This is a genomic window from Roseovarius arcticus (genome assembly GCF_006125015.1).
In the GTDB taxonomy this organism is placed as follows: Bacteria; Pseudomonadota; Alphaproteobacteria; order Rhodobacterales; family Rhodobacteraceae; genus Roseovarius; species Roseovarius arcticus.
Window position 1 is genome coordinate 722,914 of record NZ_SZZN01000001.1, and the last position, 25,767, is coordinate 748,680.

Genomic DNA, 25,767 nt, shown 5'->3' on the forward strand with positions numbered 1-25,767 from the left:
AGATGAATCGTCACGCGGTGTTCGAATTTAACAGTTTACCAAGCATCTGTGCCAGCTGGTTTTGATGATAGGGCTTCTTCAGGATCGGGAATTGGTTTTTGTCAGTCGGATCATCGGACAGCAGACTTTCGGAAAAGCCGGTCGTCAGCAGTACCCCGATGTCTGGTCGGGTCGCTTGTACATGCCGGGCAAGCGCGCGCCCGTCCATCTCTCCGGGCATGGCAATATCGGTGAAAAGCACGTCGATCCGCACGCCACTTTCGATGATATTTATAGCTGTCTTGGCATCGGAGGCTTCGATCACTAGATGCCCAAGCTCCTGCACACGAGTTATAGTCAGATTGCGTAGCCTGTCGTCATCCTCGACCACCAGAATAGTCTGACCCGACGAGCGTTCGGGCGCATGCGAAGTGTCGGCCCGGCTGGGGGCGGCAGTGGATAAAGGCAGATACAGGTGAATGGTCGTCCCACTGCCAAGGGCTGTCTCGACATCCGTCTGGCCGCCCGACTGATGAATAAACCCGTGCACCATCGCAAGGCCAAGGCCGGTACCATGGCCCACCGCCTTGGTAGTAAAGAATGGATCGAACACCTGTCTGGCCGTTTCCGTATCCATCCCAGCGCCGGTATCATGCACCGATATCTGCACGTACTTGCCGGGGTCCGCCCGCATGGACCGCAACAACCGGTTGGTTGAGGTCGATGTCAGGGCTGTCTCAAAGGTTAGCACGCCGCCCCGCGGCATCGCATCCTGCGCATTCAAAGCAAGGTTCAGCATCGCCGTTTGCAATCGGGCTGGATCAGCGAGAACATGAACAGGATCGTGTGCCAGTTGCGATTTGATCTGAATGCCCGGATTGAGCGTGTGGCGCAGCAGCCTGATTGCGCGTTCAATTTCCGCGTTGATGTCAATCGTCACAGGCTCAAGAATACTGCGCCGCGCAAAGGCGAGCAAATGCCCGGTCAGTTCCGCGCCAAGCTCAACAGATTCCAGAGCGTCTTGCAGCATGCCCAACTGGCCTTCGTCCGTCAATTTGGGCCGCAGCAATTCCAAATTCCCGATGGCAATGGTCAGTAGATTGTTGAAGTCGTGCGCAAATCCACCCGTCAGCTGCCCAATCGCCTCCATCCGGCTTGCTTGGTTCAGCGCATTCTCGGCCTGCTTGCGTTCGGTGATGTCATGCATCATCGCGATAAAGAGCATCTCGCCGTCAAGGTCGATATGACCCAGTGTGACGTGCAGGGGAAATACGCTGCCGTCATCGCGCATCCCCTCAATTTCGCGGCCGTGGGCCTTGATGTGCGGCTTGCCGGTTTCAAGGTAACGCTCGACGATGTTGTCATGTTCGGAGCGCACGGCCGGCGGCATTAGTCTGTTGATGCTTTCCCCGACCAACGCACCGTCTTCGTGTCCGAAAATATGGGACGCGGCCGCATTGATCCGCAGAATGATGCCGTTTGCATCAGATACAATAATGGCGTCGATCATTGACGAGGCCATCAAGGCATTCAGCAGGGCCGCATCGCGGTGCAATTTGTCAGAAATCTTGCTCGGATAATTTGGCAAGCTGACCTGTTCGTCAATGGATAAGGTCATGCTATCGGCCGCCATTCGCATGACCCTGAGGCAGCCCGTTCTGTAATCCAAAGTCCTGCAACACACTTAGATATGACATCAGGTCGGTCAGGCTGATGACCCCGATGAGGCGTTGGTCACGAGCAACAAGGTATTTGCGCCGACCGGTGTCTGTCATGCGCTGCAACAGATCGGTTGTAGCCAGATCGGGATGCACCGTATTTTCGGGAGTTGCGGGTTCATAAATATCTCCGACCTGCACATTGCCCCAATTGTCGCGCGCGATGGATCGTAGCATCGCGGAATCCAGATATCCCAATAGCTGATCGCCATCGACCACGGGCACGAAGGTAAATGTTTTGGGTAACATCAATTCCGCAACAAGCGCCTCAATTGTTGTGTCAACGTCGACGGTTTGCGGGTTTGAGGTCATCATGTCGCTCACGGTTTTGCCCTGGAGGGCAATGCGCAGCTGCATTTGCCGAAGCGTGGTGCGGGCCGCCATTTGCAGGTAAAGCCCAATCAGGACCAACCATAAACCCCCGGTGGCTATGCCGTTGAACAAAGACAGCAACCCCATCGCAATCATGCCGATGGCAAAAAAACTGGCCACCTTGGATGCCACCTGTGTTGCGCGAACAACATCGCCAAACCAATACCAAAGCGCTGCACGAAACACACGCCCGCCATCAAGCGGAAAGGCCGGAACAAGGTTGAATAGGGCCAACAGCAGATTTATCATGGCAAGATAGCCAAGAAGCGCGCTTAGAGCGGGTGACAGGCTGGCCGCATCGACTAGCCGCAAAATTAACCACGCAAGGCCTGCCAAGGCAAAGCTCATAGTCGGCCCCGCCACAGCAATCCAGAATTCTGATTGTGCGGTAGCCGGTTCTTCGTCCAGTTCGGCAACCCCGCCGAACAAAAAGAGGGTTATCCCTCCAACATGTAGATCAAACCGGCGCGCCACCAGCGAATGTGCCAGCTCGTGCAGGATCAGGCAGGCGAATAGCCCGAGCATGGCGGCGACTGCCAACGCGATATAATCCAGATTGCCCAGCCCTGCGACCTGCGCCGGAAAGTAGCTGCCAGACAGGCTCCAAATGATCAGAACGGCCAGTATCAGCCAGCTTGGATCCAGTTTGATTTCAAAGCCGAAGATCTCGAATATTCGGTGGGAGCGAGAAAACATCTGAGCCTCATCCAGTTCCTGTTCGGGGTTTTGCAGATCCAGACAGCGCGCCAATCGCTTCTGCGAAAGTGTTGGTCGGGTCGCCGGATGCGTCTATAAACCGCCAATTTGAAGGGGGATTCAAACACTGGGCCTGACGGTGAACGACCGTTGCATCGGCATCTGAAGCGTCGTGGTTGCGCGCGCCGACTCGTGCCTGAAGAACGGGAGTGTCCGCCGAAAGCCAAAGACCCGAGAAACCTGCGCCTGTCTGTCCGGCAAGTTCACTCAAAGTTTTTCGCTCATCTTCAGATAGCCATGTGGCGTCCATCACCACACTATGCCCGGCCATCAATGCCGCGTATGCCTTGATGCGCATGACGTCATATACGCGCCTGCTGATTTCGCTGCCGTAGGCCCGCGGGGGCAACCGGGTCAGGGGCGGCACACCGAAAAGCGCCTTGCGCTCAAGATCACTGCGGAGATGCACGGCACCGGGGGCGGCCCCAATCTGTGGACATAAGGATTTCGCGAGGACGGTCTTACCAGTGCCCGAAGCCCCGCCAACAGCGATCAATTGCGCCGGCGCAGGGGCGAGATAGTCAAGTGCTTCAGACATGTACTTACGCGCCCCCGGCAAAAGCGCCGGATCGTCCGGATTTACGCGCGTCGTTTGGACGACGACCATCGCACGAATTGCAGCACGGATACTTTGGAACAATGGCAGCAGCGACAGACCCGCATAGTTGCCCCCTTGGTGGTCACCGCCCGGCGCATAAAACAGATAGCTGTTTAGCGTGATATTCGCTGCCCGCGGCAACTCCGCGTGCCTGAGGTCCATCAGCAGAAATGCCAGATCGTAAAGCACATCGCTGGTGCCGAGGGTTTCGTCGAATTCCAGCGCATCAAAGGGCGTCGGCACACCGTCGATGAGCACGATGTTGCGCAGATGCAGATCGCCATGGCAGCGCCGGACATGACCCGCGTCAGCGCGGGCGTTCAAGCTGGCCACCGCGCGGCGATATGCGCCGTCGCTGATGGTGTGAAACCGATCATTTTGCGCGCCATCAAGATGATCTGTCATGGTGGCAAAAGAACTGTTTAGCTCATCAAGAATTGCGCCGATCAGATCGGCTCCGGAAACATCAGCGCAGACCTTGTTTTGCGCATGATACTGGGCAACGACTTCGCCCAGTCTTTCGGCTACTTGGTCGTCAAGCGCACCGCGCGCGGCCACCTTGTCTAATTCGTCGTCGGTATCGAAGCGCTGCATCCGCAACACCCATTCCACCACTTCGCCTTCACCGCCCAAATGCAACTGGCCATCGGCGTCACGGGTCAAGGCAATGACATCGCGGTAAATCGAAGGGGCCGTGGGCGCGTTCAGCTCTAACTCTCGCAGCAGCATCTCGTGACGTTTTTGCAGGGTAGAGAAATCGAGGTAGTTGTACCGTACATCGCGCTTGATCTTGTAGGCATAGCTGCCGCAGAGAAAAACCAATGCGCCGTGAGTGCGAACGGTCTCGACGGCTTCGTGCCCCGGCAGGTTTCTGCTGTCCGAGAGAAATGCGATTACTTCGTCTTGTGAAGGTTTGCGCATTTGAAACACCTTTTGTCTTTGTGTGTTTTGCACGCCTATCTGTAAATCGCATGGAAGGCGTCGTCACAAACACTCTGGAGCTTTCTTCCGGCGTGCGGTTGATGATTATCAATATAGTTTGGCTTTTTGTCTCGCGGAATGGTGCTGTTGTCAGGCCCCAGTGATCGGAGTGCCGGAGCATCGGGATACAGCAAAAAGAAGACCAGACATGGCGGCGACAGCACTTGAATCTAAATCCAAAGACCATCCGAACTCGTCAGAGTAAGAAGACGAAATTCGCGCTGAAATGGCAGAAATCCAGCGCGATGCCGCGCTATTTTTCAAATCGTTTGGTGACTGTGGCAAGGCTTGCTGCGGAACCGATCCGGCGACTTGATCGTGGGCACTGGCGCCGCCATTGATGTGATGAGTTTCGCAGCACATCAGCAAGCAGGCGAGGGATAACCGCACCGTTTCGCCACGCTTTTACTTAGCGAGTAGAACTGGCAGCGTTGCCTTCTCCATCAACTCGTGGGTCACAGCGCCAATGACAAAATCATAGGTCCGGGAATGACCGAAGGCTCCGGTGACGACTGTGTCGCAACCCCGCTCAAAGGCATGGCGCAAAAGCGTCGCGGCGATCCCTTCTGCATCTGCCGAACTGGTTATGAGTTCTGTCTTGATCCTGTGGCGGTCGATTGCCGCAGCCAAATCGCGCCGCGCCGATGGGCCTGCAGCGCTATCCTGGCTGTCGTGCCCAACATAAAGGATGTCCACTTGCGCGTCTGGTTTTGCAAGGGTCATTGCATCGTGCACAGCACGGGCAGCTTCGTCCGTATCGCTCCACCCGAACAAAAAGTGCTGACCGATTGATTCGATAACGTGACCTCGTGGAACCATTAAGACTGGCCGCCCTGACTGGCGGATGACGTTCTCATAAAGAGCAGTTTCGTTGCGCCGGTTCTCGCCAGTGTCCGGTTGACCGATCATCACCAGATCAGCGTTGCGCGCGATGCCGGTTAGAAAACTGGCCGCATCCGTCGTCCGTACGTCCTGTGTGCGCCATTCGGCAACGAAGTCTTCTACCCGCGTCAGCCGATCAAACGTGGCTTTGATGGCGGCGGTCTCCTCGATCTGCCAGTCGTAGAACATTGGGCCTGACAGATCAGACACCATGCCGTCTACTGAAACATATGGCAAATTAGCCTCGACCGGATGCACGCCGATAAGATGAGATCCGTATGTATTCGCAACGGCGCAGGCCGCAGGGACAAGCCACTCCGCATCTTCCGCTGTCATCAGTCCGACCACAATTGTCTTAATCGCCATGATGGCTTCCTTTCTTTTGGCGCAAGGCCCGCAGGCGCGACCCAGTATCGACCTGCTGTACCTCTACTATGGCCCGCGCTGAACATAGCCGGTTGATGATTGTCAATTAGCGTGGACTGGAAAGGTCTAGGAGTAAGTTGCGGAGCGCAGCGACATTTGCCGAACCGCAGTTGCGATCTGCAAGACGTGCATGATTTCCTGCACGCATCATCCAGAAATGAATGAAAGGAAAAGCAATGACCAAAGTTTCCAAGAAACCAGATCCTGAAACCGTTGCCCCCCTCACAGCCGGGCTGGAAAGCATGGCGGCCCTTAATCCGATGCGTGAGACGGCAATGAAAGTGTGGTTCGATATGGGGGCCGAGGCGATGCAATTCATGTCGTCCCGCATGGAGGCAGATGTGGAAATCCAGGAAGAGATGCTGAGCTGCAAGCGTCTGGAAGACGTCCAAAAAGTGCAAGCTAAGTTCTTCAGCAATGCGCTTGAGGATTATAACGCTGAGGCGGCACGTATGATGAAGATCATGTCCACAGCAATGACCCAAGAGCCAGAGGGCGCAATGCCTTCGACAAAGCAGGGTCATGACTATGTGTCGCTTTAGGTCAAAAACTCACGGACAATGAGAGAGGATATGGCATGAAGGTAAAACCAGTTAGCTTAGATCCGACCGAATCTGGCGTAGGGACAAACGGAGATGCCTGCCAGCATGTCGCGGACAGCTGGGTCGACATCGCAACGGATGCGATGTGCTTACTTGCCGAGCGGATGGTAGGGGACGAAAGCTATCAGCAGGCGATTCTGGCCTGTGATGATATCTCTGAACTGGAGACTGTTCAGGTGGCGTTCCTCAAGGCAACGATCAATGAGTACGACATTGAGGCCCGCGCCGCTGCGCTGGCGATGCGGTCGCTCTTGTCGCGCTGGCCTGTTGTCCCTGTACAGTGAGGCTGTTGCGACTTGAACCTCGTCAAAGACAGGTTTGATATATCCGCTACAATTCTGTCTGATTAACGGCACGTGCCGATGAAGACCACCAAGACAGACATCGGCACCATCGCCCAGCAATCGCAGTGTCGGCGTTAGGCGCAGGCCCGGACGACACTGGACGAGACCCGAACAAAGTTTGACCGCGCGCACGATCTTTATCGTCGGGGCATCACCACGCGCGAAGCACTCGATACCGCCCGTGCTGCTTTTTACAGGGCCGCCCCGGCGTTAAGTATCGCTGCGGCCGATGTCCGCGTCGCTGCGGCTGATCTTTTGGTCAGTCAGGCCAATCTCGCCAAAGCCTGCATCGTTTCTTCCATCAATGGTATTGTGCTGGATCAGGACGTGGATGTGGGCCAGCCCCCCGGCCAGCGCTCCTTCTGGCTGCTTGAGAACGATACACCGCGCAAGGTCCAGATCGTGATTGGACCTAGCGATGGAGCGGTGACCCAAATAGTGGCCCACGACGCGGACGAAGGGGCCAATGCGATCACCGACCTGCAGGCGCAACAATGAATGATCCTGCGTCACTTCGCCTGATCCGGTTGGCGGGCGTGACCAAGGTTTAGGGATCCGGCGATGTCGAGGTGTTCGCATTGGGCGGCGTCGGCTGCCAGCCTAACATTGAAAGACGCGGCCGCGATTAAAACTGTAATCCCCGGTGTCGTCGCGGCGGCCCCCAATACCGCGCGCCCGATGCGCGAACACCGCAGGATCGGGCCGAATGAAGAAGATGACTTTAACGTTTTCGACATGGCGCAGATCTCGTCGATGCTACCGGGCTTTTCTGTCCGGAGCGGATAGGATCAGCCTGTTGATTGGCGGGATCGGCATTATTAACATCATGCTGGTGTCGGTCACGGAACGCACCCGCGAAATTGGCATCCGGTTGGCCGTGGGTGGCGACTAGGCGGCAGATCCTGACGCATTTCCGATAGAGGCCTTGCTGCAACAATAGCATCGTTGGCCGTGGCCGTCCGCGCTCAGCTTGATCAAGATCAATGAGTCAGGCCCGCCCTAGACGCATTGTGTGTTTAATGGCGGAAAAGCGCAAAGTGAGTACCCGTGGAACAAAAGCACAAATTTAACATCGGATACGCAGTCTTTGTGTTTCTAAGCATTCTGGCGATCCAACTCTGGATGGCGGGGCGGACCATCGTCACTCTGGAATACAGTGAGTTCCTGACCTATCTGCACGACGACAAGATTGCTGAAGTCACAGTGACACAAACACGGATCGAAGGCACGTTTACAAGTCCCGTCGACGGCAAAGATCACTTCGTCACGCAAAGGGTCGAGCCTGGCTTTGCCGCCGAGCTTGAGGCGGCGGGTGTTAAATTCGCCGGCGGCAGCGACCAGACCTGGCTGACCACGCTTTTGTCGTGGATTCTGCCTGCTGTTTTCTTTGTTGGCATCTGGGCGCTGGTCATCCGCAAAATGGGCAATCAACATGGTATGGGTGGGCTCATCAACATCGGCAAGTCCAAGGCAAAGGTGTATCTGGAGCGTGACACTGGCGTGACCTTTGCGGACGTGGCTGGCGTGGACGAGGCCAAGGCTGAGCTGCAAGAGATCGTGGCGTTCCTCAAGGACAGGGATACTTACGGCCGACTTGGAGCGCGTATGCCCAAGGGTATCTTGCTGGTTGGCCCCCCCGGCACGGGCAAGACACTACTGGCACGCGCAGTGGCAGGTGAGGCCGAAGTGCCGTTTTTTTCGATCTCGGGATCTGAATTCGTGGAAATGTTCGTGGGCGTCGGGGCCGCGCGGGTTCGCGATCTGTTTGAACAGGCCCGCAAGGCCGCGCCCTGCATCATTTTCATCGACGAGTTGGACGCACTTGGCCGTGCGCGCACGGCAATGTCCGGATTCGGTGGCGGCGACGAAAAGGAGCAGACGTTGAACCAGCTTTTGTCTGAACTGGATGGATTCGACCCAAGCGTCGGCATCGTACTGCTAGCCGCGACCAACCGGCCCGAGATTCTGGATGCGGCGTTGCTCAGGGCAGGGCGGTTTGACCGGCAGGTTGTCGTGGACCGCCCCGAACGCAAGGGGAGGGCCGACATCCTCAAGGTGCATACCCGCAAGGTCGCGCTCGACCCGGAAGTCAATCTTGACGATATCGCGGGGCTCACCACCGGTTTTACCGGCGCTGATCTGGCCAATCTGGTGAACGAGGCCGCTATTGTCGCTACAAGACGCGGAGGCAAGGCCGTGACCGAGGCGGACATGACCGCCGCTGTGGAACGGATCGTTGCAGGCTCCGAGCGCAAGACACGATTGCTAAACCCAGTCGAGCGCGAGCGTGTCGCCTATCATGAGCTAGGCCACGCCCTTGCTGCGGCGTCTCTGCCAAGCGCGGATCCCGTACATAAGGTGTCGATTGTTCCACGCTCTATCGGGGCGCTCGGCTATACCTTGCAGCGCCCCACTGAGGATAGATTTCTGATCACGTTCGATGATCTTAAGGACCGTATGGTCGTGCTATTGGCCGGGCGTGCCTCCGAAGATATCGTGTTTGGCGTGAAATCGACCGGTGCGTCGGATGATCTGGCCAAGGTAACCGACATCGCCCGCGAATGTGTCACCCGTTTCGGGATGAGCGACGCTATCGGGCAGGCGGTTCTGGAACAAAAGGCCATGCAATGGCTGGGCAACCAGCAGTATGATACGGGCAAAAAAGACTATTCCGAAGCCACCGCGCGCGAGATTGATTTGGCGGTGCGAGCGCTGATTGATGATGCTTACGCGCGCGCCAAGACGATCCTGACTGAGTGTCGCGCCGATCTGGATGCCGGGGCGGCGCTGCTCTTGGCTCAAGAAACGATTACACCGGATGATTTTCCACCTTTGAAGCGGTCGAATGGGGGTGCTGCCCGACTGTCCGCCGCCAAGGTCACCGGTTGACCCATGCCATGCCGGAACCTGGCGACACTGCTCGAAACAGACATGCGGCCTTTTGGTCGGAACGTACACTGACGCGCCTTCTTCTGGGAATTGCGCTGACAGGTCTGGTGCTGGGCCTTGTCGCTTGGGCGGCGGGTCAGTCCGATCTGGCATATTGGGCATGGGCGGCAGGGACGGCACCTGTCGTGCTGGGCCTTGCCGTCTCAATCATCCGTGCCCTGATGCAGGGCCGCATGGGTGTCGATGCGGTTGCACTTTTGTCGATGTCCGGTGCGCTGGCGTTGGGTGAGATGCTGGCCGGTGTCGTCGTTGCGGTGATGTATGCGGGTGGCAACGTGCTGGAGGAATTCGCCGTAACTCGCGCCGAGCGTGACCTTCGCGCGCTGGTGGATCGCGCCCCTCGCAGTGCGCACCAGATCCATGACGGCAAGGTAGAGGATATATCGATTGACGCCGTGTCCATTGGCAACATGATCCTTGTAAACGCAGGCGAAGTGATCCCCGTGGATGGCGCCGTTGCGAGTGCCTCGGCGATGATCGACGAATCTGCCCTAACGGGTGAGCCGATCCCGGTCACCCGTGCTATTGGTGCCGTGGTGCTCAGCGGAACCGTCAATGTAGGCGAGGCTTTTACGCTGCGCGCCACGGCAGCGGCGGGCGACAGTGCTTATGCGGGAGTTATCCGGATGGTCACTGCGGCGCAGACGGCCAAGGCACCGTTCATTCGCATGGCGGACCGATTTGCGCTGGTCCTGTTGCCGGTGACGGTGGTGGTCGCGGGTGCGGCCTGGGTGTTGTCGGGCGATCCGGTGCGCGGCCTTGCGGTTCTGGTCGCCGCCACGCCTTGCCCGTTGATCCTTGCGGCTCCGGTTGCGTTTATCGGCGGGGTCAGTCGCGCCGCACGATTGGGAATTTTGATCAAGGGCGGTGGCCCGTTAGAAGCCTTGGCCCGTGTGCGCACAGTGATCTTTGACAAGACGGGCACGTTGACCGTAGGCGGTGCGCGGCTAGTGTCCGTCGAAACCGTCCCGGGCGAAGACGCAGATACTGTTTTGCGCCTTGCGGCCTCACTGGATCAGGCGTCGCATCACGTTGTTGCTGATGCGATTGTGGCGGCGGCGCGCACCAAAGAGCTGACGCTGGCGATGCCGATGGACGTGCAGGAAACCCAAGGTTCGGGCCTGCGCGGCACCCTGTCGGGGCAGGTGGTCAGCGTCGGATCATATCAATATGTGCGCGGCACGCACAAACCGCAGCCTTGGGAATTGCGGGTTCTCAGGCGGGCATCGTGGCGTTCTGCGTTAAGCGTTTTCGTGGCCGTGGACGGCAGAATTATCGGCGCGCTCCTACTGGGTGACGAGATTAGGCGCGCTGCGCCGCGCACGGTGCAGGCTTTGCGCAGTCTGGGGCTGTCGCGGATCATGATGTTAACGGGCGACCGGGCGGACGCCGCCGAAAACATTGCCGCGGCGCTTGATCTGGATGCTGTTCTGGCGGACCGGAGTGCAGGCGAAAAGGTCGAAGCGGTCGCAACCGAACAGGCGCTGCACCCCACGGTCATGATTGGCGATGGCATCAATGACGCGCCTGCGCTGGCGGCGGCTGACGTTGGCATCGCCATGGGCGCGCGCGGCGCAAGTGCCTCGTCCGAGGCTGCTGATGTGGTCATTCTGGTCGACCGCATCGACCGTGTTGCAGACGCCGTGCAGATCGCGCGACGTACGCGGGCCATCGCTCTGCAAAGTATTGTGGTCGGGCTGGGCTTGTCGGGCATTGCCATGGGGTTCGCCGCGATTGGCTGGCTGTCGCCGGTTCAGGGCGCCCTGACACAGGAGGCGATCGACGTCGCCGTTATTCTGAACGCGCTGCGCACGTTGGTCCCTGGCCGCAGCAGGAAGTCGAGGGGAATGTCGTCGGCCACCTTTCAGACGCTGCTGGACGATCACGCGATCCTCGACGCAGCTCTCGACCGGTTGCTTGGCATTGCGGACGCGCTGGACTCCGCAGGACCGCAGGACGCTGCCATGCTGTTTCAGGACGCCCGGAAGATCGTTCAGAATGAGATCACGCCTCATGAACTAGATGACGAGGTGCGACTGTACCCCCGTGTGCGCAGCTTCCTGCCCGATGATCACGGTCTTGCGGCGATGAGCCGCGCACATCGGGAAATTCACCATCTGGCACGATTGCTAGACCAGATTGCCAGCACCCAAGTCACGGACGATCCTGATCCCTATCTGATCCGCGACGCGCAGCATGTTATTCAATCGCTGGAGTCGCTGGTGCGCATCCACAATGCGCAGGAAGAAGACATCTATCAACATGCAGTTGCAGGGCAATGAAAATGAAAGCGCCCGCATGACACTCCAGACACCAGCCAGAACAGGACAACGTACTAACCTACTGGGCGACACCGACCGGGGACCTTAGTCTGTCGGCAAAGGCTTTCGCGTGTTGGGGGGGGGCGCCACGCACAACGTTGACGGCAGATCCGATTATGACCGCGAAGACGAAACCGCGATGGTCTATGAGGGGTTTCTTCTGTTTTTTGATCCGCTGAAAGATGGGATCGAGGCGGCATTGCGGTATTGTTACCCTATCTTGGTTGGGTGTCAGAGTGGTTTTCGCTTGTGCCCTTGCCACCACATTTGCTGGTCGCGGGGCTGAGCATTGTGGTTTTGGACATTGTGGTGACCGAGCTAGCGGAGCGCTGGCTCTATCGTCAGGAGCGAGCGCTGGGCGCGGGTCCGGGCTCTTGAAATCAGGAAGGTAAAACGATGATGCGAGACTACGAATTCGGATATGTCTGGGGTTATGGGGTGGGGCCTTTGGGGTTGTTTATAGGCGCGGCTCTGATCCTGATCCCGTTCTGGAAAATCTCGGTCAAGGCCGGATACTCAGGCTGGCTTAGCTTGCTGATCCTCGTTCCGGTGCTGAACTTTGTCTTTCTTTACTATCTGGCGTTTTCGGATTGGCCCGCCACGCGCCAACGCGGATGATCCAAGACCTCAAGCGGCGGACACTTGCGATGACCACTAGCTCTGGAGATGCCGTCACTCATGAGACATCTTCTTTAATTTCCCAGTTTTGGGAAGAAGCAGATGCTCATCACAAAGGATCATCGCGAGCTTTGGCATCTTCGATACGCTGAACAAGGAGAGGCTCGCCTAGTCAACGCACCGCCCATTCTTAAGTGGCACGCCGATATCGCCTGATACCAATCGCCTTGTGACAGCTCCCAGCAGACCCCGGCACTGCCGCCGATGATCTCGTGCCCTTCTTGGGCCAACCTCCTGAAAAACTGGAAGGCTGTTACTCACTCCAGCCATGAACATGAACATCGCGGCCCGAATGACCTTTCAGTATTTTGACGGCGAGGTCTTCCTTTTCCTGATCCCGCACCCGGACCCACATCAAGATACCGCCGTGCCGGATTTGATTCTCATAGTAGTCCTTGTGGTGCTTTCCGGCCCGTCTGGCGAGAATTGTGCCAATGACGGCGGCAGGGCTGCCGCCGATGGCAACAGCGGCAATTGATGCGGCCACAGTGCTTGCAGGCGTCAGCATGGCCAACATAGCAATTGCGGAGCCCACAAAGAAGAACCCGCCCGCGATTGCGCCTTCGAGTTCCCCGATTGCCTCCTCGGACACAAAGTTCGCTCTGGGCGCTTTAGGATCGTCCTCAAGTTCGGACGCGCGCCAATATGCTTTACCCAGCCTCTCTTCCAACGCTTCCTGAGTTCCCAAAAGGCTTATGTCCGAGTGGTGAAACCCCACAGAGCGCAAATCATAAAATGCGGCCTGCTGGGCCTCGAACGTATCAAAAATCCCGACAGCTTCGGGAACGTTGATATAGGTTGTGTGTTCTTCTTTTGCGTCGTTGGTCATTGGCCACCTCAGTTCAACTTCTGAGGTTTTAGCCTGTGACCGGTCGCCTTCAATTGACGCACGTCAATTGATCGGTGCCTTGCAGATGGAGCGTACGACGGAGAACCAACATCCGATTTGCTTGCCGCTTGGTTCGGATCGACGATCTAGGTCACCATCCCACCTCCTAGAGACGCGATCCTGAGGCCCAATGCGGCCCAATATCTGAGAGCACGAGACGGGAGTATCACCGACATCACGGCCCGCGGGCGGGTGGCTGGCAGAAAGCTACCAGCTACAACCGGCGCAGCCGGAGCGAAACGCTCAAGAGATGCTGGAAAGCCGCCAGCGGGGCTAAGTTGAAGGCGCGCAACTAGGAAAATCAGAAAACAGAAGCCAAGGTTGGTGTCCGGGTCTCAGCCGGATGACCGGACTTGGCCGCCCGGGTTTTGAACGCACCGCCTGGATTCCGTCTCGGGGAGGGCGTGTTCCGAGTTGCAATTTATCTGTGCAACAAGGCGATGCATAGCATTCACGCTGGACCACCCGATGGGGGCATTCCACGGAGTGAACTGGCGATCGCTCCGCGGGCGATAATGCCGAACGCTTCGGTCAGTGTCGGGTGAGGATGAATGCTCGACGCCAACTGCTCAAGCGTCAGCCCGTTGCGCACCGCCAGCGCCGCTTCGCCCACCAGATCCGCCGCGCCTTCGATCAGGGCGTGAACCCCGACGATGCGGTGATCGGAGCGACGATAGATGATCCGCAATCGCCCTAGATTTTCGCCTGAGATCTGTGCGCGTGCGTCGATCTTGTAGTCATACTCGGCCACGGCGACCTCCAAACCGGCTGCGTTTGCCACTTCCTCGGTAAGCCCGACCATGCCAATTTCAGGAGACGAGAAGATCACGGCGCTGTTGTATTCGGGCTTTGGGAAGGTGGTGGGTAGCCCAATAATGTAGCGCGCCACCGCGAGTGCCTGAGCAGTGGCCCAATGGGCAAACATCGGGTTGCCTGCTACATCACCAATCGCGAATAGACCTGGCTCGTCGGTCTCGAGCTGCTCATTCACTTTAATCCCGTGGAGCCCGTGTTTGACTGCCGTCGTTTCGAGTCCGAGCCCGTCAACATTCGGATGCCGACCAGCAACTATTGCAACAACCTGCGCTGCGATGCTTCGTGTCTCACCCTTGTGGCTGAAGCTTACGTGGTGTTCGCTATCGTCCACTTTGATCTGTTCAATCTGGACGTCGGTCTGGACTGTAACGCCGGTCGCCTTCAGGTGCTCGGTCAGTAATGCCGCAAGCGGGGCATCGACCTGGCCGAGAATGCGGTGTCCGGCTTCGAGCAGGGTGACGTCGGACCCGAGCATGGCAAAGATTTGTGCCATTTCGACGCCAATTGGACCGCCGCCGATCAGTACCAATGTTGATGGCACTGCTTCGATGTCGATCAGCCCTTCTGAATCGAGCACGCTTGGCAGGTCCCCGCCAAGGATCGGCAAGCGATTGGGCACGGAGCCGGTGGCGATAATCGCGCGTTCGAAGGTAACGGCGCGCTGCGGTTGGCCGGAACATTGGATGATCGCAGAGCGGGCACCGGTGATCTGCGCATGGCCAAAAGCTACCTCAAGCCCTCGGAGTTTTCCCGCATTCGTCAGCGCTCCTGCGGAACGGCCGCTAAGGATCTTGTGACGCCGCGTCTGCACCGCAGTCCAATCCACCGCGCCGGTCCAGCCCAGCGGCACTTCAAGCCCGAAGTCGCCCCCGCGCGCGATTTGAGAGCGGCGGTAAGCGGTCTCGCGGAAAATTTTGGAGGGAATGCAGCCGGAGAATAGGCAGGTGCCCCCAAGCCCTACGCCGGCCTCGACCAGCAACACGCGACGGCCAGCCTGCGCCAACGCCATCGCTGCTGGCGTGCCGCCCGGTCCGCCCCCAATGACGAGGATATCAACGGTGTCTTTGCTTTGAGAAGTTCCTACCTGTGTCATACCAAAGCACTCCTTTTTCTAGACGAAGTTCCAAATCATCTTATTGGCCAACAGCAGCAAAATTACCGCTATCAACTTCTTGAGCTGTGCGGCCTTTAGTTGGTTGTTCATGATGCGCTCACCCAGATATCCGCCGAGGATCGCCGCAAGGGCCACGACGGCGAGTAGGGGCCAATTCATCGTGGTGAACGACAGATAGGTCAGGAATGCCCCAGCCGAAGAGAACGGAATAACAAAGCTGATGGCGCGGGCGGCCTTTTTAGCGTCATAGCCAAGCAGGATCAGCGCTGGCATCATCAGCGCTCCGCCGCCGACGCCAATCATGCCCGAGATCACGCCAACGCCACCTCCAATAAGGTAAAGCGGCCATGTTTGCGTAAAAGTCACAAACGTGGTGCGCCGGGAAAACAGCAATAGCAGCGCGGCAATGATCAAGAAGACGATCAGCAACAATTCAATCGCCTCGCGCGCCACGAATTGGCTGGACCACGCGCCGACCGGCGTTGCGACCAAGACCGACAGGACGAGGGGGCACCGACCAGGCGGCGTGTTCTTCACGGAACCGGATGTCGATGAGCTGGATCTCGCGCTTGGTATAGAGGTCCAGCAGTTCATCAAGCCCGATCTTTATCGCGATCCGTTCGTCATAGTCGAAACTGCGTAGGTAATTGTCAAAATTGCGCCCCATGGGTGGCCCCTTTGGTCTGTGGCTGCTGGCATAAGGGCGAACGCAAGGTCGTTCAGCCCGTTATGCATGACCATCAGCGCCGCATTGCGAAAACATGATACATTGATGGTCCGACGGCGCAGGCTTGGCGGCTAAAGCTCCACGAGTCGCAGGTAGGGGCGAATTTCATCCCAGCCCTGCGGAAACAGAGCCGCAGCTTTGCGATCGTTGGTCGAGGGTGGAATTATGACCTTGTCGCCCGACCTCCAATCGGCAGGAGTTGCGATGCCTTTCGCATCGACAAGCTGTAGCGCATCAATAACGCGCAGAATCTCATCAAAGTTACGGCCTACATCCATTGGATAAGTTAGCGTCAGGCGGATCTTGTGTTCAGGATCAATGATGAAAACCGAGCGAACCGCCGCCGTAGTGCTTTCATGGGCATGGATCATATCGTAAAGCTTCGCGACTTTAAGGTCCGCGTCCCCAACAATTGGAAACTGCACATCGGTATGTTGGGTGTCATTGACGTCACTGATCCACTTCAGATGCTCAGAAACGGTATCAGTCGACAGGCCCAATGGCTTTGTGTTCCGTTTTGCAAATTCCTTAGCCAGTTGCGCGGTCCGGCCCATTTCGGTCGTGCATATCGGGGTGAAATCAGCCGGGTGACTAAAGAAGAATACCCAAGAATCGCCCGCCCACTTGTGGAAATCAATTTCGCCTTTGGTGGTATCGATTGTGAAATTTGGCGCGATATCGCCGATATGCAAAGACATCGTAGTGCTCCTGTGGTGTATTAAATATGGACGGCAGGCAGCGTTTCTGACGTGTCTGCAGACCCTTCCTCAACACTATCGGCGGTGCAAACGGTTGGATTGACGTTTGTCAATTTCCTGAACCGCGTGTGCGGGGTTCTGCTGCGTTAGTGACGCTCAGCGCCACTCTGGGGTCGCAAATTGATTGAGGTTTTCGTGGCGCGGCCTGACATATTCTAACGTAATCGTTTCCAGAATGAGGTCATGTTGCTGGCGGTACGCTGGTACTGCCGATAGCGCTGACTTACCGGGATGTGTGCGATCTTGTCCGAACGATGCGATGCCACTTTGGCGTGCAGTTTTTTAAATGTAAGATTGGCATAAATGGCGTCCCCGGTCGACATCTACAACTCCGGCGGTGAAACCAGCCCGCTGCCGTGATCACAGGCCGAAAACCCTGGAGACTGCCGGCCCAAAGTTGGATAGCAGTGCAGTCAGCCTACACAAAACCAATCAGCTCATCCGTTCAGGCTCTCGTGGTAGCGGATAAAACCCATGAACCGGGCAGCCTTGGACCCATCCACACTCCTTGGGCTCGAACCTTGATGTTTGGGGTGTGCCGTCACTTCAAATTCGCCGATTGACACGTGTCAATTCGCAGGTGGACGGAAGGTATAGCCAAACCCGTAACGCTTATGCTGAGATGTTGATCTCAAATGCACGGACAGCTGCCCAACGCTTGCCGAAGGGAGGAAAGAACCACATGAACCAATTGACACATCGAAATTTGGAACAAATTTTGGGTTCGTTGGAGGAAAATGCCATGCAGGCGCTGCAAGCCACCGGTGCAAACCTCAACGATATCGCGCAGCCCAGTGCGCTGGCATAGCAAAGATTAAATAAAATGGGTTCGGGAGAGCAGGACATCCCTGAACCCGCCGGACAAGTTCTTTTCATTTCTCAAGGTGATCGCCAATGACACAAGACGAAAGAATTTCCCGTGCTCTTCTTGATCCGGCAGCGGAATTTGAGACGCCAAACGATGTTCTGATATCTTCGTCTCTCTCCGAGGCTCAGAAGATCGAAATCCTCCGCCGATGGGAATACGACGCCAGTGAAATCAGCGTTGCGGAAGAGGAAGGCATGCCGCATGCGAAAAGTGTTGGGATCGATCAGGTCTTGCAGGCGTTGCAGAAATTGGTACCCCATATTGACGCTGGACACAGCCCTCCTACAAAGCAGGGTGGGCTAGATCGAAGGGCGCTCAGGGAAAAGCCAACAGAGGACTGAGCCAGAAGAATGCCGACATCGCACTTGCGATCTAGGTACGCCTCCGGCTCAATGCCAACATTCCGCATATTGCGATCGCGCCGCATAGGCACCAGCTGAAGACCAAGAGTTCCCGGCGAACCATCCTAATCAAGGGTGCCTCGCTTGATGCCAGTCCAAGTCGACGGAGGTCTGCCGCCGCTGCCCGGCCCGGCAAAAATACTGTGCTGGGTAGCAAATCCAATCTCGCGCAAGATCCATCTCATACATAAGATAAGAGGGCGTCCTGATATCGCGGAGGCGGAAGCAGCATATCTACCGGGGCACTTTACAAATTTTAACGAACGTTCAATGGTAGCTGTCTGACCACAACCAAAGAAAGAAGGCCGCGCTCAACCGCGAGGGCCGCCGCCGTCCTTCCACTTGCGCCAAGCTAGTAGGGCCAGACCGCCGACTAGGGCGCCTGCGGTGATCATAGCCAGATGTCGGGGGCGCAGCCCCTGTCCTGCGGATGTTTCCTCGCCCGGGCGATAGCGCGGGTCGAGCAATCGAGTGTTGGCCAGGAACCCGCCAATGATGCCGTCCGGCCGCGGGTCTATGCGGCGCAGCCCGCGCCCTTTGCGCGCGTTCAGGCTCTCTATTGCTTTGATTAACGATTTTTCTTTTTGCAGCGCCTCTTGGAACACCTCTGGCGTGACTCCGAGATGCTCGGAAAGAAGCCGCGTGCGAAATCCAGTAATCAGCGCCTCTGGCCCCTCGACTGCCACGTCGCACTCGGTATCAAACCCCATAGAGCGGTCATTAAGGTTGCTGGACCCAAGCCGTAATGTGCTGGCATCTGTGATCATGATCTTTGCATGGACGTAGATCGGGTCGCCTTTGGAAGTGACCGGATAGAAAATCCTAAAACGGTCCTGATGATCGGCAGCGCGGAGGCTCTCGATGATCCGCCCGCGCAGGACATGCATTGCGTCGTCTTCGAGCTGCGACAGGGCGGACTCAGGATTGATCACGACGATTTCGGGGCCGTCTTGCTGCCTCAAGCGCTTTTCTAGCGCTGCGCAGACCGTTTCGGACGCGAAATACTGAGATTCAATATAGATCGCGTCCTTCGCCGCCTTGATGCTGTCAATACAGAGCTGCTCGATCTCGTTTACCAGTGGCCTGCCGTCGTAGGGCGGCTCTGTTCGGGCGATGGCGACATCGACATCGGTGGCGTCAACGTCAAGAGTATCGGGCCATAAATCTGTGGCTGTCGTAGCGGGGCGCTTCAACGTGTCGCCTGTGGCGCGGTGCCAGCGCTTGCGCGATAACTCCGCCAGTGCGGACGCCACCGAACCGGTGAGCGCCGAGGTGGCATCGTGCCATGGCTCAGAGGGGGAGCCGTCTTTGCACACGCGGCGGGGATCGCCGGGTAGATGCTCAGACGTGTCCCAGCGGTCCGCAGTCGCGTCGATCCCGCCGCAGAAGGCCAGTTTGTCATCGGCGACGACAATCTTCTGGTGATGACAGGCCCCGAACGGATGATGCCCGTCGAGGGCAAGATGGATGCGGTCGCTCCCTAACACACTCAGCGCGACTGTCGGCGCCCAGCGGCCTGGCGCCGCAAGAACCGCACCATTCCATTTGAGCAGATAGACATTCAGATTGGGTGCTTGCTCCACAGCAGCCTCAAGGAAGGCACCAAGCTGGTTAGGAAATCCATCGGGCGCTAGCCCGTCGTCGTCGCTCTCGCCGGGCAGCATTTCGATCTCAAAATCAAAGTCCCAGCCAATGAGCAGTAACTCATGCTCGACGCTAAGGATGATCTGGCGCAGGACGCGGAAATAATCCGCCGCATCGACGATCAGAGCGACCTTGTCCGCACGGTCTACACGCCAGCAGTTTTCATCGCTCCGAAAGATCGACGCAGGTGTGTTTGAACTTTGCATGACTATTTGTACCTGCTGCGTTTCAGCACCAAAAGGGGATTAAGCTGTCATTCCGTACGTATTGCAATGCGGTAGCATATCAACGGATCCCGATCAGCATGTGCAAATAGTATCATAGATCACATCAAATTCTGTCCAGCAAATGGCGCGTGGCTCACTGGGCAAGGGGCGCGATCTCTGGGCGGCGTTAGGGAAGGCGCTAGTGTCTGTTCGGAGACTGGTTCGCATCCGAACTCACAGCACCGAACTGTCAGGCTGAGAGCCGCGAGATTCGCCGATTTATCTGCCCTGTCCTAGTGGCGGCAGGGCGAGTTCCGTGCATACTAGATATGTCCCACGCAGGAGCCGCACCTATGATCCGCAAAATACCGATTTTTATGCTGTTAATAGCTGCCGCCTGTGCATCAGACCAATCGTTCGACAGCAGCAGCGGTACAAATGTATTTGGCGAACGGGATCCTGTCGAATGGCAGCAGGGCCACGCGCCGCACGGATACGATGTTCACGGCATCGACGTCGCGCGGTTTCAGGACAGCGTCAACTGGCATGCAGCGCGCGATGCAGGTGTACAGTTCGCCTTTATCAAAGCGACCGAGGGCGGCGACATGCTTGATCCGCGATTTGGCGATCATTGGCGTGGGGCGCGCAGTGCGTCCATTCCTCGGGGCGCATATCACTTCTTTTATTTTTGTACTTCTGCCGCAGATCAAGCGCGCTGGTTTGTGCGCCATGTTCCGCGCGAAGCGGGAGCTTTGCCTCCGATTTTAGACATGGAGTGGAACGCATTCTCGCCCACCTGTCGCAAACGGCCGCCTGGTGCAGTCGTTCGACGCGAGGCGAAGGTTTTTCTCGACATGCTGGATCGGCATTACGGGCAGCGCCCGATTATCTATACAACGCCCGAATTCTACCGTGTGAACGAAATGCAACAGATGGATGGCGAAGAGTTCTGGCTCCGCTCGACCGCAAAGCACCCGCGCGAGGTTTATCCAAGCCAGCACTGGAGCTTTTGGCAATATTCCGGCACCGGCACCGTGCCGGGCATCAACGGTGACGTAGATCTGAACACATTTTCCGGTGGGCTGCCCGAATGGAAACGCTGGCTGGCGAATAGGCGGCAGTAGCCTGATTTAAGGGGGCGACCACCCCAGATGGTGCGCCAAGCTATCGGCGGCCGAATTTGATGCATCGGCAACGGCTGAACTATGTCGACATTTCAGCGGTGTATTCGAGCCTGAGGGTGGATGCGTATTTTCGGGCGTGACGATATGAGGTTAGTAGCGGTTGGGCGCGGCGACCAGTGTCCGGGGCCGGTGTTTTAGCCGGCTTAACGTAGCTGCGCAGCTTGTCCGTGATGACACCCCTTGGCTCGCCGAACTGGGCAATCAACCTTCGGAAACACCGCCGTGCAGCTTTAGCGCGTTGGCGCGTTTGTAAATGTTATCAAGAACGCAATCACGGCGGACATCGGCCAATTCGTCCTCAAGGGCATGGTCCGTCTCGCAGCATCTGTTGGCGCGGGTCGATCGGTGGACCTGGTGCCGTGAATTGACCTCGCCTGCCTAGACCCTCGTTTTCGTTTCGACAAACGGTAGATGCCGTCTGAAACTTTCGGCGCAAAAATGCGTTAGTAAATATTAATAGACACACGAATGAACAGTTTGCGCTTCTAACTCTTGAAGGGGAGAGCCATGCAGATAAAAACTCTATGTGCTGTAGTCGTCACTGCTGGACTCCTTGGCATGCCGGCGACCTCTCAACAAGTCAGTGATCCACCACAAAGTGTCGAGCCTGAGGAAGGGATTACGATCCTTTTCACAACAGGTAGTTCCGCGCTCAAGCAAGACCAACAAAGTCAGCTTGATCAAGCGTCGAGGCTTTTTCGAGATGGGAATCCCGTCGTGATGATCATCACGGGCACGGCAGATACGGTTGGCAGTCCTCAGGCCAATCTGGACCTGTCGATCAGGCGCGCACGAGCAGTGGCCACCGGTCTGGTTGATCGCGGGATACCCATTGAGCGATTGCAGGTCCTTGGCCAAGGCAACAGCGAACTCCCTGAAACGACACAAGACGAGGTCTCCAATGCCAATAATCGGTCGGCGCGCATCACCTGGCGATAAGGGCTTAAGGTTTCTGATCTTCGCAGTAGTTTTGGTTTTGCCGTGGCCAAGTTGGGCGCAAGGCTATGCTAATGGTCAGGCAGCCTACGCACAGCGTGATTGGGTAACTGCGGAAAGTCTGTGGGAAAAGGAAGCCCAAGAAGGCTCGGTTGTGGCGCTGTTAGGGCTGGGAAACCTCTATGATTTTGGACTTGTGGGGGCCAGCGATCCTGAGCGCGCGTTCAGCTTATATCTGGAGGCTGCAAAGGCCGGCCTTGCGGAGGCGGCCTTCAATGTCGCGGTGATGCACGATTCAGGCATCGGCACACCGCAGGATCTGGATGCCGCTGCTAGTTGGTATTCCTTTGCTGCACTGGGTGGTAACGCACGCGCGGCCTATAATCTGGGTAAGTTTTTCGCAGACGGTGTCGGTGTGGAGCGAAATGAGACGCTCGCAGCATACTGGTACGAAACAGTCGCAGAATCGCTCACTTCTGCGAGCGACGCATTTGCTGCGCTTCCTCCGGCTCCTTCGAATGAGAGCGCAGAAATCTCGGCGCCAAAGCCCTTGGCGATGGAGGTTTTTGCGCTGCCAGCTGGTGCCGAGGCGCGAATGGCCTGGCAAAATCGCTCGACCGTGTCGGACGCAACGTACCGAGTTGATCTGATCCGCATTGGCACGGACGGGATAGCCCCGTTGGCTACGGCCCGGACACCGGGTTCTGCGGTTGCGATAGACCTGAAGTCCGCAGAAACCCCCTTTGCATGGCGCGTCGCACAAGTTGCCAAAGAGGGTTATGCGACGTCAGCTTGGCTAACCGACAAAGGAGAGCCGATGCTCATGCCTCCCACCGGGATCGTGCAGTTTGAATTTGCCCCAGATGACCGGCGGGCCGAAGGTTTGGCATACCGCCTTGGTGGCGCGATGGAGCGATTTGGATCTATCATCGTCTATGCTGAGGCAGAACAAGACATCGAAACCAGCGCAGTGAGTTACCGATACCCGCAGGATGCAGCCTTCGCGGCGGACGTTGCGGCATTCCTGCCCGGCGTAGGAGTGGAGGGCGCATTATTGCAACCCGATCAAGACATGGCACCCGAGGAGGTTCATGTGATGATCGCCTTTGATCGCGGCGAAGATTAAAGCGCTTTTGGCTCAAGCTAAGACCATCCTTAACCACGGAGGGCGCGAGACCAAAATTGAGACTGAGCTTCTTGCGATAAACTTGTGATTCAAAGTTATCGCAAAAGGCTTTAGCTGCCCGCTAAAAAAACTTCCAAGGTGCCTGTAGGCGGCGACGGAAGCATCCCCTGTAGATCCATGGCTTCGCCCTCAATCCTGGTTGAGAAACGAACAGCGGCCGCGGTGTCGGCAGCATGAAAATAGGCAACGACTGGCCGGGGCGTCTCGAATGTAGTTGTGCGCACTTTTACAGCCGGTCCGTCTGCATAGTTCAGTTGAGCAATCGAGTTTGCCCGGTTGGCGTTAGTGACGATGGTGATCTGGTAGTCGTTGGAAAACTCCTTCAATGCGGACGCCAAAATATCGAAGCTGACTGGTTGGTAAGTTTGTTTAGCCCCTGCCAAATCCCCTGAAGACGACTGGTGAGTAACAGTCCCGAATAGGTCATCGCGCTGACCCGGCGAGGCAGAATTCGTCGAACGTGCTTGACCTGCTGTATCTTCGTTAACCGTGATTTCGCCGCCCACATGGCTCGGCTGGAGCAAGAGGAGACTTCCTACCGTCAATATACCAAATAGGCCGAAGCCAGCCAACGCTCCCAAAAGCGGGCGCATTAACGGATGTGGCGATCTACGGGAGATCTTGATTTTTGGCGCGCCCTTCAGCACGAAATTGGGTTTGAGCGCGTTTTCCTCCGGCGAACCGGTCTGCGGTTGAGATTTGAATGTAATGTTGTCCAGTTTCGGCGCGCGGGTTTTAATTTCCTCTGGCTTATCTCTTCGTTGCAAGGCTTCGGTATTCGCGCGCGCTGCAAGGACCACTTGCCGTTTGATCCGCGCATCCTTTAGCCGCGATTCCCATTCGGGAGACTCTATGTAAGCCATAACCGTCCGATGATCCGCCACTGGCTCATCGGATGGCTTCCCCAACCTTTGCACTCCCATCAGTTACCTCCGCTTTCAGACGAACTTCACGCCAGCTATGTTTGCAGTGGTTGGCTGGTCCTTGACGTTCATTGGACTTGACGCAGACCCTTGCCGAAATCCTGCATCAAAGCCGGGTAGGCGTCCATCGAAGGAAATTCCGTGTATGAATGTTTCGCTGGAATGGTGACCCAAGGTAGCTTTTCACTCATGTAGCTCTCGATAAACGGCACGAACCATAAGGCGTTCTCGAGCCTCGTCGGTCGCAAGTTTACGAACGCGTCCGCGACTGACCTTACGCGCGTGAACATCCAAGACATGCAGTGCGGACAATGGAAATGCTGCGCCTCGTCGCCGTGCAGTCCGCCGATTACCGGCTCGCCTTTCGTCACCTCGAAGCAGTCGCCGGGGAACGCGGCAGACAGCGAAAAGGCGCTGGAGCTCATTCGCTGGCAGCCGGTGCAATGGTAGGCACCGGTCAGAAGTGGCGGCGCGCTGATGCGCACCTCCACTTGAGTGCAACGGCAATGACCGGTCATCGGAAGGCTCGGCATGGTCATTGACCCGCTCCTGCTAACACGTGGTCGTCCCCATATTCGTCATGCAGCCTAATCCACTCATGCGCCGGCTTTTGAGGCGTGCCATCCGGCGCATCCTCCCATGTTTCCTGCCTGCCGAGCGGCGTGAGGTCGAGCAGCGTCCAGGCTGTGCCCAGCGTCTCTACCCCGCGACCCTTTGTGAAGTAGGTGCGGAAGATGTCGCCGCCGTCGCGGATAAAGACGTTGAGGCCAAAGTACTTTGGCACGTCGAAATTGGCGCCGAAATCGTCCGTCGTCTCGACCCATGGCATTTGCCATCCCATCCGTGCCCGGAACGCCTGGATCTCGTCCAGCGGCGCCCGCGAGACGAAGACCAGCGAGGTATCGCGCGCATTCAAGTGTGCCAGATGGGGGATTTGGTCGCCGACCATACCGCAGCCCGAACACGGAGCTGGATCGGCGGGCTTCAGCATATGGTGATAGACGATGAGCTGGCGGCGGCCGTCGAACAGGTCGGCCAGCCCTGCGTTGCCGGAGGGCGTGACAAAGACATAGTCCTTTTCGACTTTTTCCCAAGGCTGCAGGCGACGCTCCGCCGCCAGCCGGTCATGGGCTTGGGTCAATTCCTTCTCCTTTGCGAGCAGCGCCTCGTGCGCGGCCATCCACTTGCCGCGAGAGACGACAGGTTGATGAGGGATTTGATCGGTCATGACTGGTCTCCTTCTTGGATGTTACGGTCCGCTCAGGATTGAGGATGAACGACGAGCCCCCCCCGATTGTTCCGCAGCATCGTCCCCTTGCGACAGAATATCGTACTGCATATCGTACTGCCGATTGAAGAAACTCCATCCCCGGCCTGAGGCTGGCGATCTCGTTGGGCCTTGGTCAAGCCTTGCCGGATCGCGGTATTGTTGCGTCGATGCCGCGGCATCGTAGCCAAGTTGCAGACCGATAGCGCAGAAATTGATCAGCCCAGCATCGACTGGTCCCG

Annotated in this window: 25 protein-coding genes and 1 pseudogene; 11 read left to right on the forward strand and 15 right to left on the reverse strand. The window is 57.2% G+C overall.

The window, feature by feature from the left end:
* Positions 1-10: 10 nt before the first annotated feature.
* From MK6180000_RS03455 to MK6180000_RS03470, 4 genes are all read right to left on the reverse strand, one after another.
* Positions 11-1,597: a PAS domain-containing hybrid sensor histidine kinase/response regulator gene (locus tag MK6180000_RS03455; RefSeq protein WP_171054525.1), complete on the reverse strand. Its 1,587-nt coding sequence runs from the start codon at positions 1,595-1,597 to the stop codon at positions 11-13.
* A gap of 1 nt (position 1,598) precedes the next feature.
* The gene (locus MK6180000_RS03460; RefSeq protein WP_138933469.1) at positions 1,599-2,765 is read right to left on the reverse strand and encodes a site-2 protease family protein; all 1,167 of its coding nucleotides are present in this window, start codon (positions 2,763-2,765) and stop codon (positions 1,599-1,601) included.
* A 7-nt stretch (positions 2,766-2,772) separates the two neighbouring features.
* Positions 2,773-4,344 carry a bifunctional aminoglycoside phosphotransferase/ATP-binding protein gene (locus MK6180000_RS03465; RefSeq protein WP_138933470.1) on the reverse strand — a complete coding sequence of 524 codons (1,572 nt, stop codon included), beginning with the start codon at positions 4,342-4,344 and terminating at the stop codon, positions 2,773-2,775.
* A 465-nt stretch (positions 4,345-4,809) separates the two neighbouring features.
* Entirely contained in the window at positions 4,810-5,652 is an 843-nt protein-coding gene (locus tag MK6180000_RS03470) for a universal stress protein (RefSeq protein ID WP_138933471.1), read from the reverse strand.
* A gap of 236 nt (positions 5,653-5,888) precedes the next feature.
* On the opposite strand from MK6180000_RS03470, the gene MK6180000_RS03475 reads away from it, so the two are divergent.
* Together MK6180000_RS03475 and MK6180000_RS03480 are read left to right on the forward strand one after the other, a co-directional pair.
* Entirely contained in the window at positions 5,889-6,254 is a 366-nt protein-coding gene (locus tag MK6180000_RS03475; protein WP_171054526.1) for a phasin family protein, read from the forward strand.
* 35 nt (positions 6,255-6,289) lie between these two features.
* Positions 6,290-6,598, forward strand: coding sequence for a hypothetical protein (locus tag MK6180000_RS03480; RefSeq protein WP_138933473.1), 309 nt, complete (start codon positions 6,290-6,292; stop codon positions 6,596-6,598).
* A 270-nt stretch (positions 6,599-6,868) separates the two neighbouring features.
* On the opposite strand, the gene MK6180000_RS03485 is transcribed toward MK6180000_RS03480, so the two are convergent.
* The gene (locus MK6180000_RS03485; protein ID WP_138933474.1) at positions 6,869-7,153 is read right to left on the reverse strand and encodes a hypothetical protein; all 285 of its coding nucleotides are present in this window, start codon (positions 7,151-7,153) and stop codon (positions 6,869-6,871) included.
* Between the two features lie 66 nt (positions 7,154-7,219).
* Between MK6180000_RS03485 and MK6180000_RS20225 the strand changes: the two genes are divergently transcribed.
* The 4 genes from MK6180000_RS20225 (at position 7,220) to MK6180000_RS03505 (ending at position 12,546) form a co-directional block, all read left to right on the forward strand.
* Positions 7,220-7,444, forward strand: a complete 225-nt coding sequence (locus MK6180000_RS20225) for a hypothetical protein (RefSeq protein WP_171054476.1) — start codon at positions 7,220-7,222, stop codon at positions 7,442-7,444.
* A gap of 261 nt (positions 7,445-7,705) precedes the next feature.
* Positions 7,706-9,547, forward strand: coding sequence for an ATP-dependent zinc metalloprotease FtsH (gene ftsH / locus MK6180000_RS03495; RefSeq protein WP_138933475.1), 1,842 nt, complete (start codon positions 7,706-7,708; stop codon positions 9,545-9,547).
* Between the two features lie 8 nt (positions 9,548-9,555).
* Complete coding sequence (locus MK6180000_RS03500) at positions 9,556-11,889, forward strand: heavy metal translocating P-type ATPase (protein ID WP_138933476.1); 2,334 nt, start codon at positions 9,556-9,558, stop codon at positions 11,887-11,889.
* 435 nt (positions 11,890-12,324) lie between these two features.
* Positions 12,325-12,546: a DUF805 domain-containing protein gene (locus tag MK6180000_RS03505; protein ID WP_138933477.1), complete on the forward strand. Its 222-nt coding sequence runs from the start codon at positions 12,325-12,327 to the stop codon at positions 12,544-12,546.
* Positions 12,547-12,859: 313 nt separating this feature from the next.
* Here MK6180000_RS03505 and MK6180000_RS03510 read toward each other — a convergent pair whose 3' ends face one another.
* The 5 genes from MK6180000_RS03510 to MK6180000_RS03530 all read right to left on the reverse strand — a co-directional run bounded on the left by MK6180000_RS03510 (position 12,860) and on the right by MK6180000_RS03530 (position 16,850).
* A complete protein-coding gene (locus MK6180000_RS03510) occupies positions 12,860-13,435 on the reverse strand; it encodes a hypothetical protein (protein WP_138933478.1) in 576 nt (191 codons plus the stop codon).
* Between the two features lie 511 nt (positions 13,436-13,946).
* Positions 13,947-15,404, reverse strand: a complete 1,458-nt coding sequence (locus tag MK6180000_RS03520; RefSeq protein ID WP_138933479.1) for a dihydrolipoyl dehydrogenase family protein — start codon at positions 15,402-15,404, stop codon at positions 13,947-13,949.
* A gap of 18 nt (positions 15,405-15,422) precedes the next feature.
* Positions 15,423-15,962: a sulfite exporter TauE/SafE family protein gene (locus tag MK6180000_RS03525; protein ID WP_246040417.1), complete on the reverse strand. Its 540-nt coding sequence runs from the start codon at positions 15,960-15,962 to the stop codon at positions 15,423-15,425.
* The gene (locus MK6180000_RS20500; protein WP_212751872.1) at positions 15,859-16,092 is read right to left on the reverse strand and encodes a hypothetical protein; all 234 of its coding nucleotides are present in this window, start codon (positions 16,090-16,092) and stop codon (positions 15,859-15,861) included. Before MK6180000_RS20500 ends, MK6180000_RS03525 begins: the two co-directional genes overlap by 104 nt.
* Before the next feature lie 131 nt (positions 16,093-16,223).
* Positions 16,224-16,850 (reverse strand): peroxiredoxin, encoded by a 627-nt coding sequence (locus tag MK6180000_RS03530; protein ID WP_138933481.1) that lies wholly within the window; start codon positions 16,848-16,850, stop codon positions 16,224-16,226.
* A 742-nt stretch (positions 16,851-17,592) separates the two neighbouring features.
* Between MK6180000_RS03530 and MK6180000_RS20825 the strand changes: the two genes are divergently transcribed.
* Complete coding sequence (locus MK6180000_RS20825) at positions 17,593-17,718, forward strand: hypothetical protein (RefSeq protein ID WP_281283774.1); 126 nt, start codon at positions 17,593-17,595, stop codon at positions 17,716-17,718.
* A gap of 86 nt (positions 17,719-17,804) precedes the next feature.
* The gene (locus MK6180000_RS03535) at positions 17,805-18,119 is read left to right on the forward strand and encodes a hypothetical protein (RefSeq protein WP_138933482.1); all 315 of its coding nucleotides are present in this window, start codon (positions 17,805-17,807) and stop codon (positions 18,117-18,119) included.
* Between the two features lie 371 nt (positions 18,120-18,490).
* Here the strand turns inward: MK6180000_RS03535 and MK6180000_RS03540 are convergent, their stop codons facing one another.
* Complete coding sequence (locus MK6180000_RS03540; protein WP_138933483.1) at positions 18,491-20,029, reverse strand: phospholipase D-like domain-containing protein; 1,539 nt, start codon at positions 20,027-20,029, stop codon at positions 18,491-18,493.
* A gap of 353 nt (positions 20,030-20,382) precedes the next feature.
* On the opposite strand from MK6180000_RS03540, the gene MK6180000_RS03545 reads away from it, so the two are divergent.
* Positions 20,383-21,153, forward strand: coding sequence for a glycoside hydrolase family 25 protein (locus MK6180000_RS03545; protein ID WP_138933484.1), 771 nt, complete (start codon positions 20,383-20,385; stop codon positions 21,151-21,153).
* A gap of 79 nt (positions 21,154-21,232) precedes the next feature.
* Here the strand turns inward: MK6180000_RS03545 and MK6180000_RS20985 are convergent.
* Positions 21,233-21,466 (reverse strand): annotated as a pseudogene (locus tag MK6180000_RS20985) (hypothetical protein); the annotation flags it as partial.
* Positions 21,467-21,720: 254 nt separating this feature from the next.
* Here MK6180000_RS20985 and MK6180000_RS03550 point away from each other — a divergent pair.
* Both MK6180000_RS03550 and MK6180000_RS03555 read left to right on the forward strand, forming a co-directional pair.
* Positions 21,721-22,152, forward strand: coding sequence for an OmpA family protein (locus MK6180000_RS03550; RefSeq protein WP_246040418.1), 432 nt, complete (start codon positions 21,721-21,723; stop codon positions 22,150-22,152).
* 37 nt (positions 22,153-22,189) lie between these two features.
* Positions 22,190-23,275, forward strand: a complete 1,086-nt coding sequence (locus MK6180000_RS03555; RefSeq protein WP_171054527.1) for a tetratricopeptide repeat protein — start codon at positions 22,190-22,192, stop codon at positions 23,273-23,275.
* A 110-nt stretch (positions 23,276-23,385) separates the two neighbouring features.
* Here the strand turns inward: MK6180000_RS03555 and MK6180000_RS03560 are convergent, their stop codons facing one another.
* The 3 genes from MK6180000_RS03560 to MK6180000_RS03570 all read right to left on the reverse strand — a co-directional run bounded on the left by MK6180000_RS03560 (position 23,386) and on the right by MK6180000_RS03570 (position 25,486).
* Positions 23,386-24,198 (reverse strand): hypothetical protein, encoded by an 813-nt coding sequence (locus tag MK6180000_RS03560; RefSeq protein WP_171054528.1) that lies wholly within the window; start codon positions 24,196-24,198, stop codon positions 23,386-23,388.
* A 128-nt stretch (positions 24,199-24,326) separates the two neighbouring features.
* Positions 24,327-24,797, reverse strand: coding sequence for a GFA family protein (locus MK6180000_RS03565; RefSeq protein WP_138933487.1), 471 nt, complete (start codon positions 24,795-24,797; stop codon positions 24,327-24,329).
* Positions 24,794-25,486 carry a DUF899 domain-containing protein gene (locus tag MK6180000_RS03570; protein ID WP_212751873.1) on the reverse strand — a complete coding sequence of 231 codons (693 nt, stop codon included), beginning with the start codon at positions 25,484-25,486 and terminating at the stop codon, positions 24,794-24,796. The genes MK6180000_RS03565 and MK6180000_RS03570 overlap by 4 nt, the downstream gene beginning before the upstream one ends.
* Positions 25,487-25,767 lie beyond the last annotated feature (281 nt).

Coding starts and splice junctions, on each gene's coding strand:
- MK6180000_RS03530 (WP_138933481.1), bottom strand. CDS start 16,850: ATGTCTTTGCATATCGGCGATATCGCGCCAAATTTCACAATCGATACC.
- MK6180000_RS03475 (WP_171054526.1), top strand. CDS start 5,889: ATGACCAAAGTTTCCAAGAAACCAGATCCTGAAACCGTTGCCCCCCTC.
- MK6180000_RS20825 (WP_281283774.1), top strand. CDS start 17,593: ATGAACCAATTGACACATCGAAATTTGGAACAAATTTTGGGTTCGTTG.
- MK6180000_RS03465 (WP_138933470.1), bottom strand. CDS start 4,344: ATGCGCAAACCTTCACAAGACGAAGTAATCGCATTTCTCTCGGACAGC.
- MK6180000_RS03550 (WP_246040418.1), top strand. CDS start 21,721: ATGCAGATAAAAACTCTATGTGCTGTAGTCGTCACTGCTGGACTCCTT.
- MK6180000_RS03545 (WP_138933484.1), top strand. CDS start 20,383: ATGATCCGCAAAATACCGATTTTTATGCTGTTAATAGCTGCCGCCTGT.
- MK6180000_RS03460 (WP_138933469.1), bottom strand. CDS start 2,765: ATGTTTTCTCGCTCCCACCGAATATTCGAGATCTTCGGCTTTGAAATC.
- MK6180000_RS03480 (WP_138933473.1), top strand. CDS start 6,290: ATGAAGGTAAAACCAGTTAGCTTAGATCCGACCGAATCTGGCGTAGGG.
- MK6180000_RS20225 (WP_171054476.1), top strand. CDS start 7,220: ATGTCGAGGTGTTCGCATTGGGCGGCGTCGGCTGCCAGCCTAACATTG.
- MK6180000_RS03520 (WP_138933479.1), bottom strand. CDS start 15,404: ATGACACAGGTAGGAACTTCTCAAAGCAAAGACACCGTTGATATCCTC.
- MK6180000_RS03535 (WP_138933482.1), top strand. CDS start 17,805: ATGACACAAGACGAAAGAATTTCCCGTGCTCTTCTTGATCCGGCAGCG.
- MK6180000_RS03560 (WP_171054528.1), bottom strand. CDS start 24,198: ATGGCTTACATAGAGTCTCCCGAATGGGAATCGCGGCTAAAGGATGCG.
- MK6180000_RS03570 (WP_212751873.1), bottom strand. CDS start 25,486: ATGACCGATCAAATCCCTCATCAACCTGTCGTCTCTCGCGGCAAGTGG.
- MK6180000_RS20500 (WP_212751872.1), bottom strand. CDS start 16,092: ATGGGGCGCAATTTTGACAATTACCTACGCAGTTTCGACTATGACGAA.
- MK6180000_RS03455 (WP_171054525.1), bottom strand. CDS start 1,597: ATGACCTTATCCATTGACGAACAGGTCAGCTTGCCAAATTATCCGAGC.
- MK6180000_RS03540 (WP_138933483.1), bottom strand. CDS start 20,029: ATGCAAAGTTCAAACACACCTGCGTCGATCTTTCGGAGCGATGAAAAC.
- MK6180000_RS03470 (WP_138933471.1), bottom strand. CDS start 5,652: ATGGCGATTAAGACAATTGTGGTCGGACTGATGACAGCGGAAGATGCG.
- MK6180000_RS03565 (WP_138933487.1), bottom strand. CDS start 24,797: ATGACCATGCCGAGCCTTCCGATGACCGGTCATTGCCGTTGCACTCAA.
- MK6180000_RS03505 (WP_138933477.1), top strand. CDS start 12,325: ATGATGCGAGACTACGAATTCGGATATGTCTGGGGTTATGGGGTGGGG.
- MK6180000_RS03510 (WP_138933478.1), bottom strand. CDS start 13,435: ATGACCAACGACGCAAAAGAAGAACACACAACCTATATCAACGTTCCC.
- MK6180000_RS03500 (WP_138933476.1), top strand. CDS start 9,556: ATGCCGGAACCTGGCGACACTGCTCGAAACAGACATGCGGCCTTTTGG.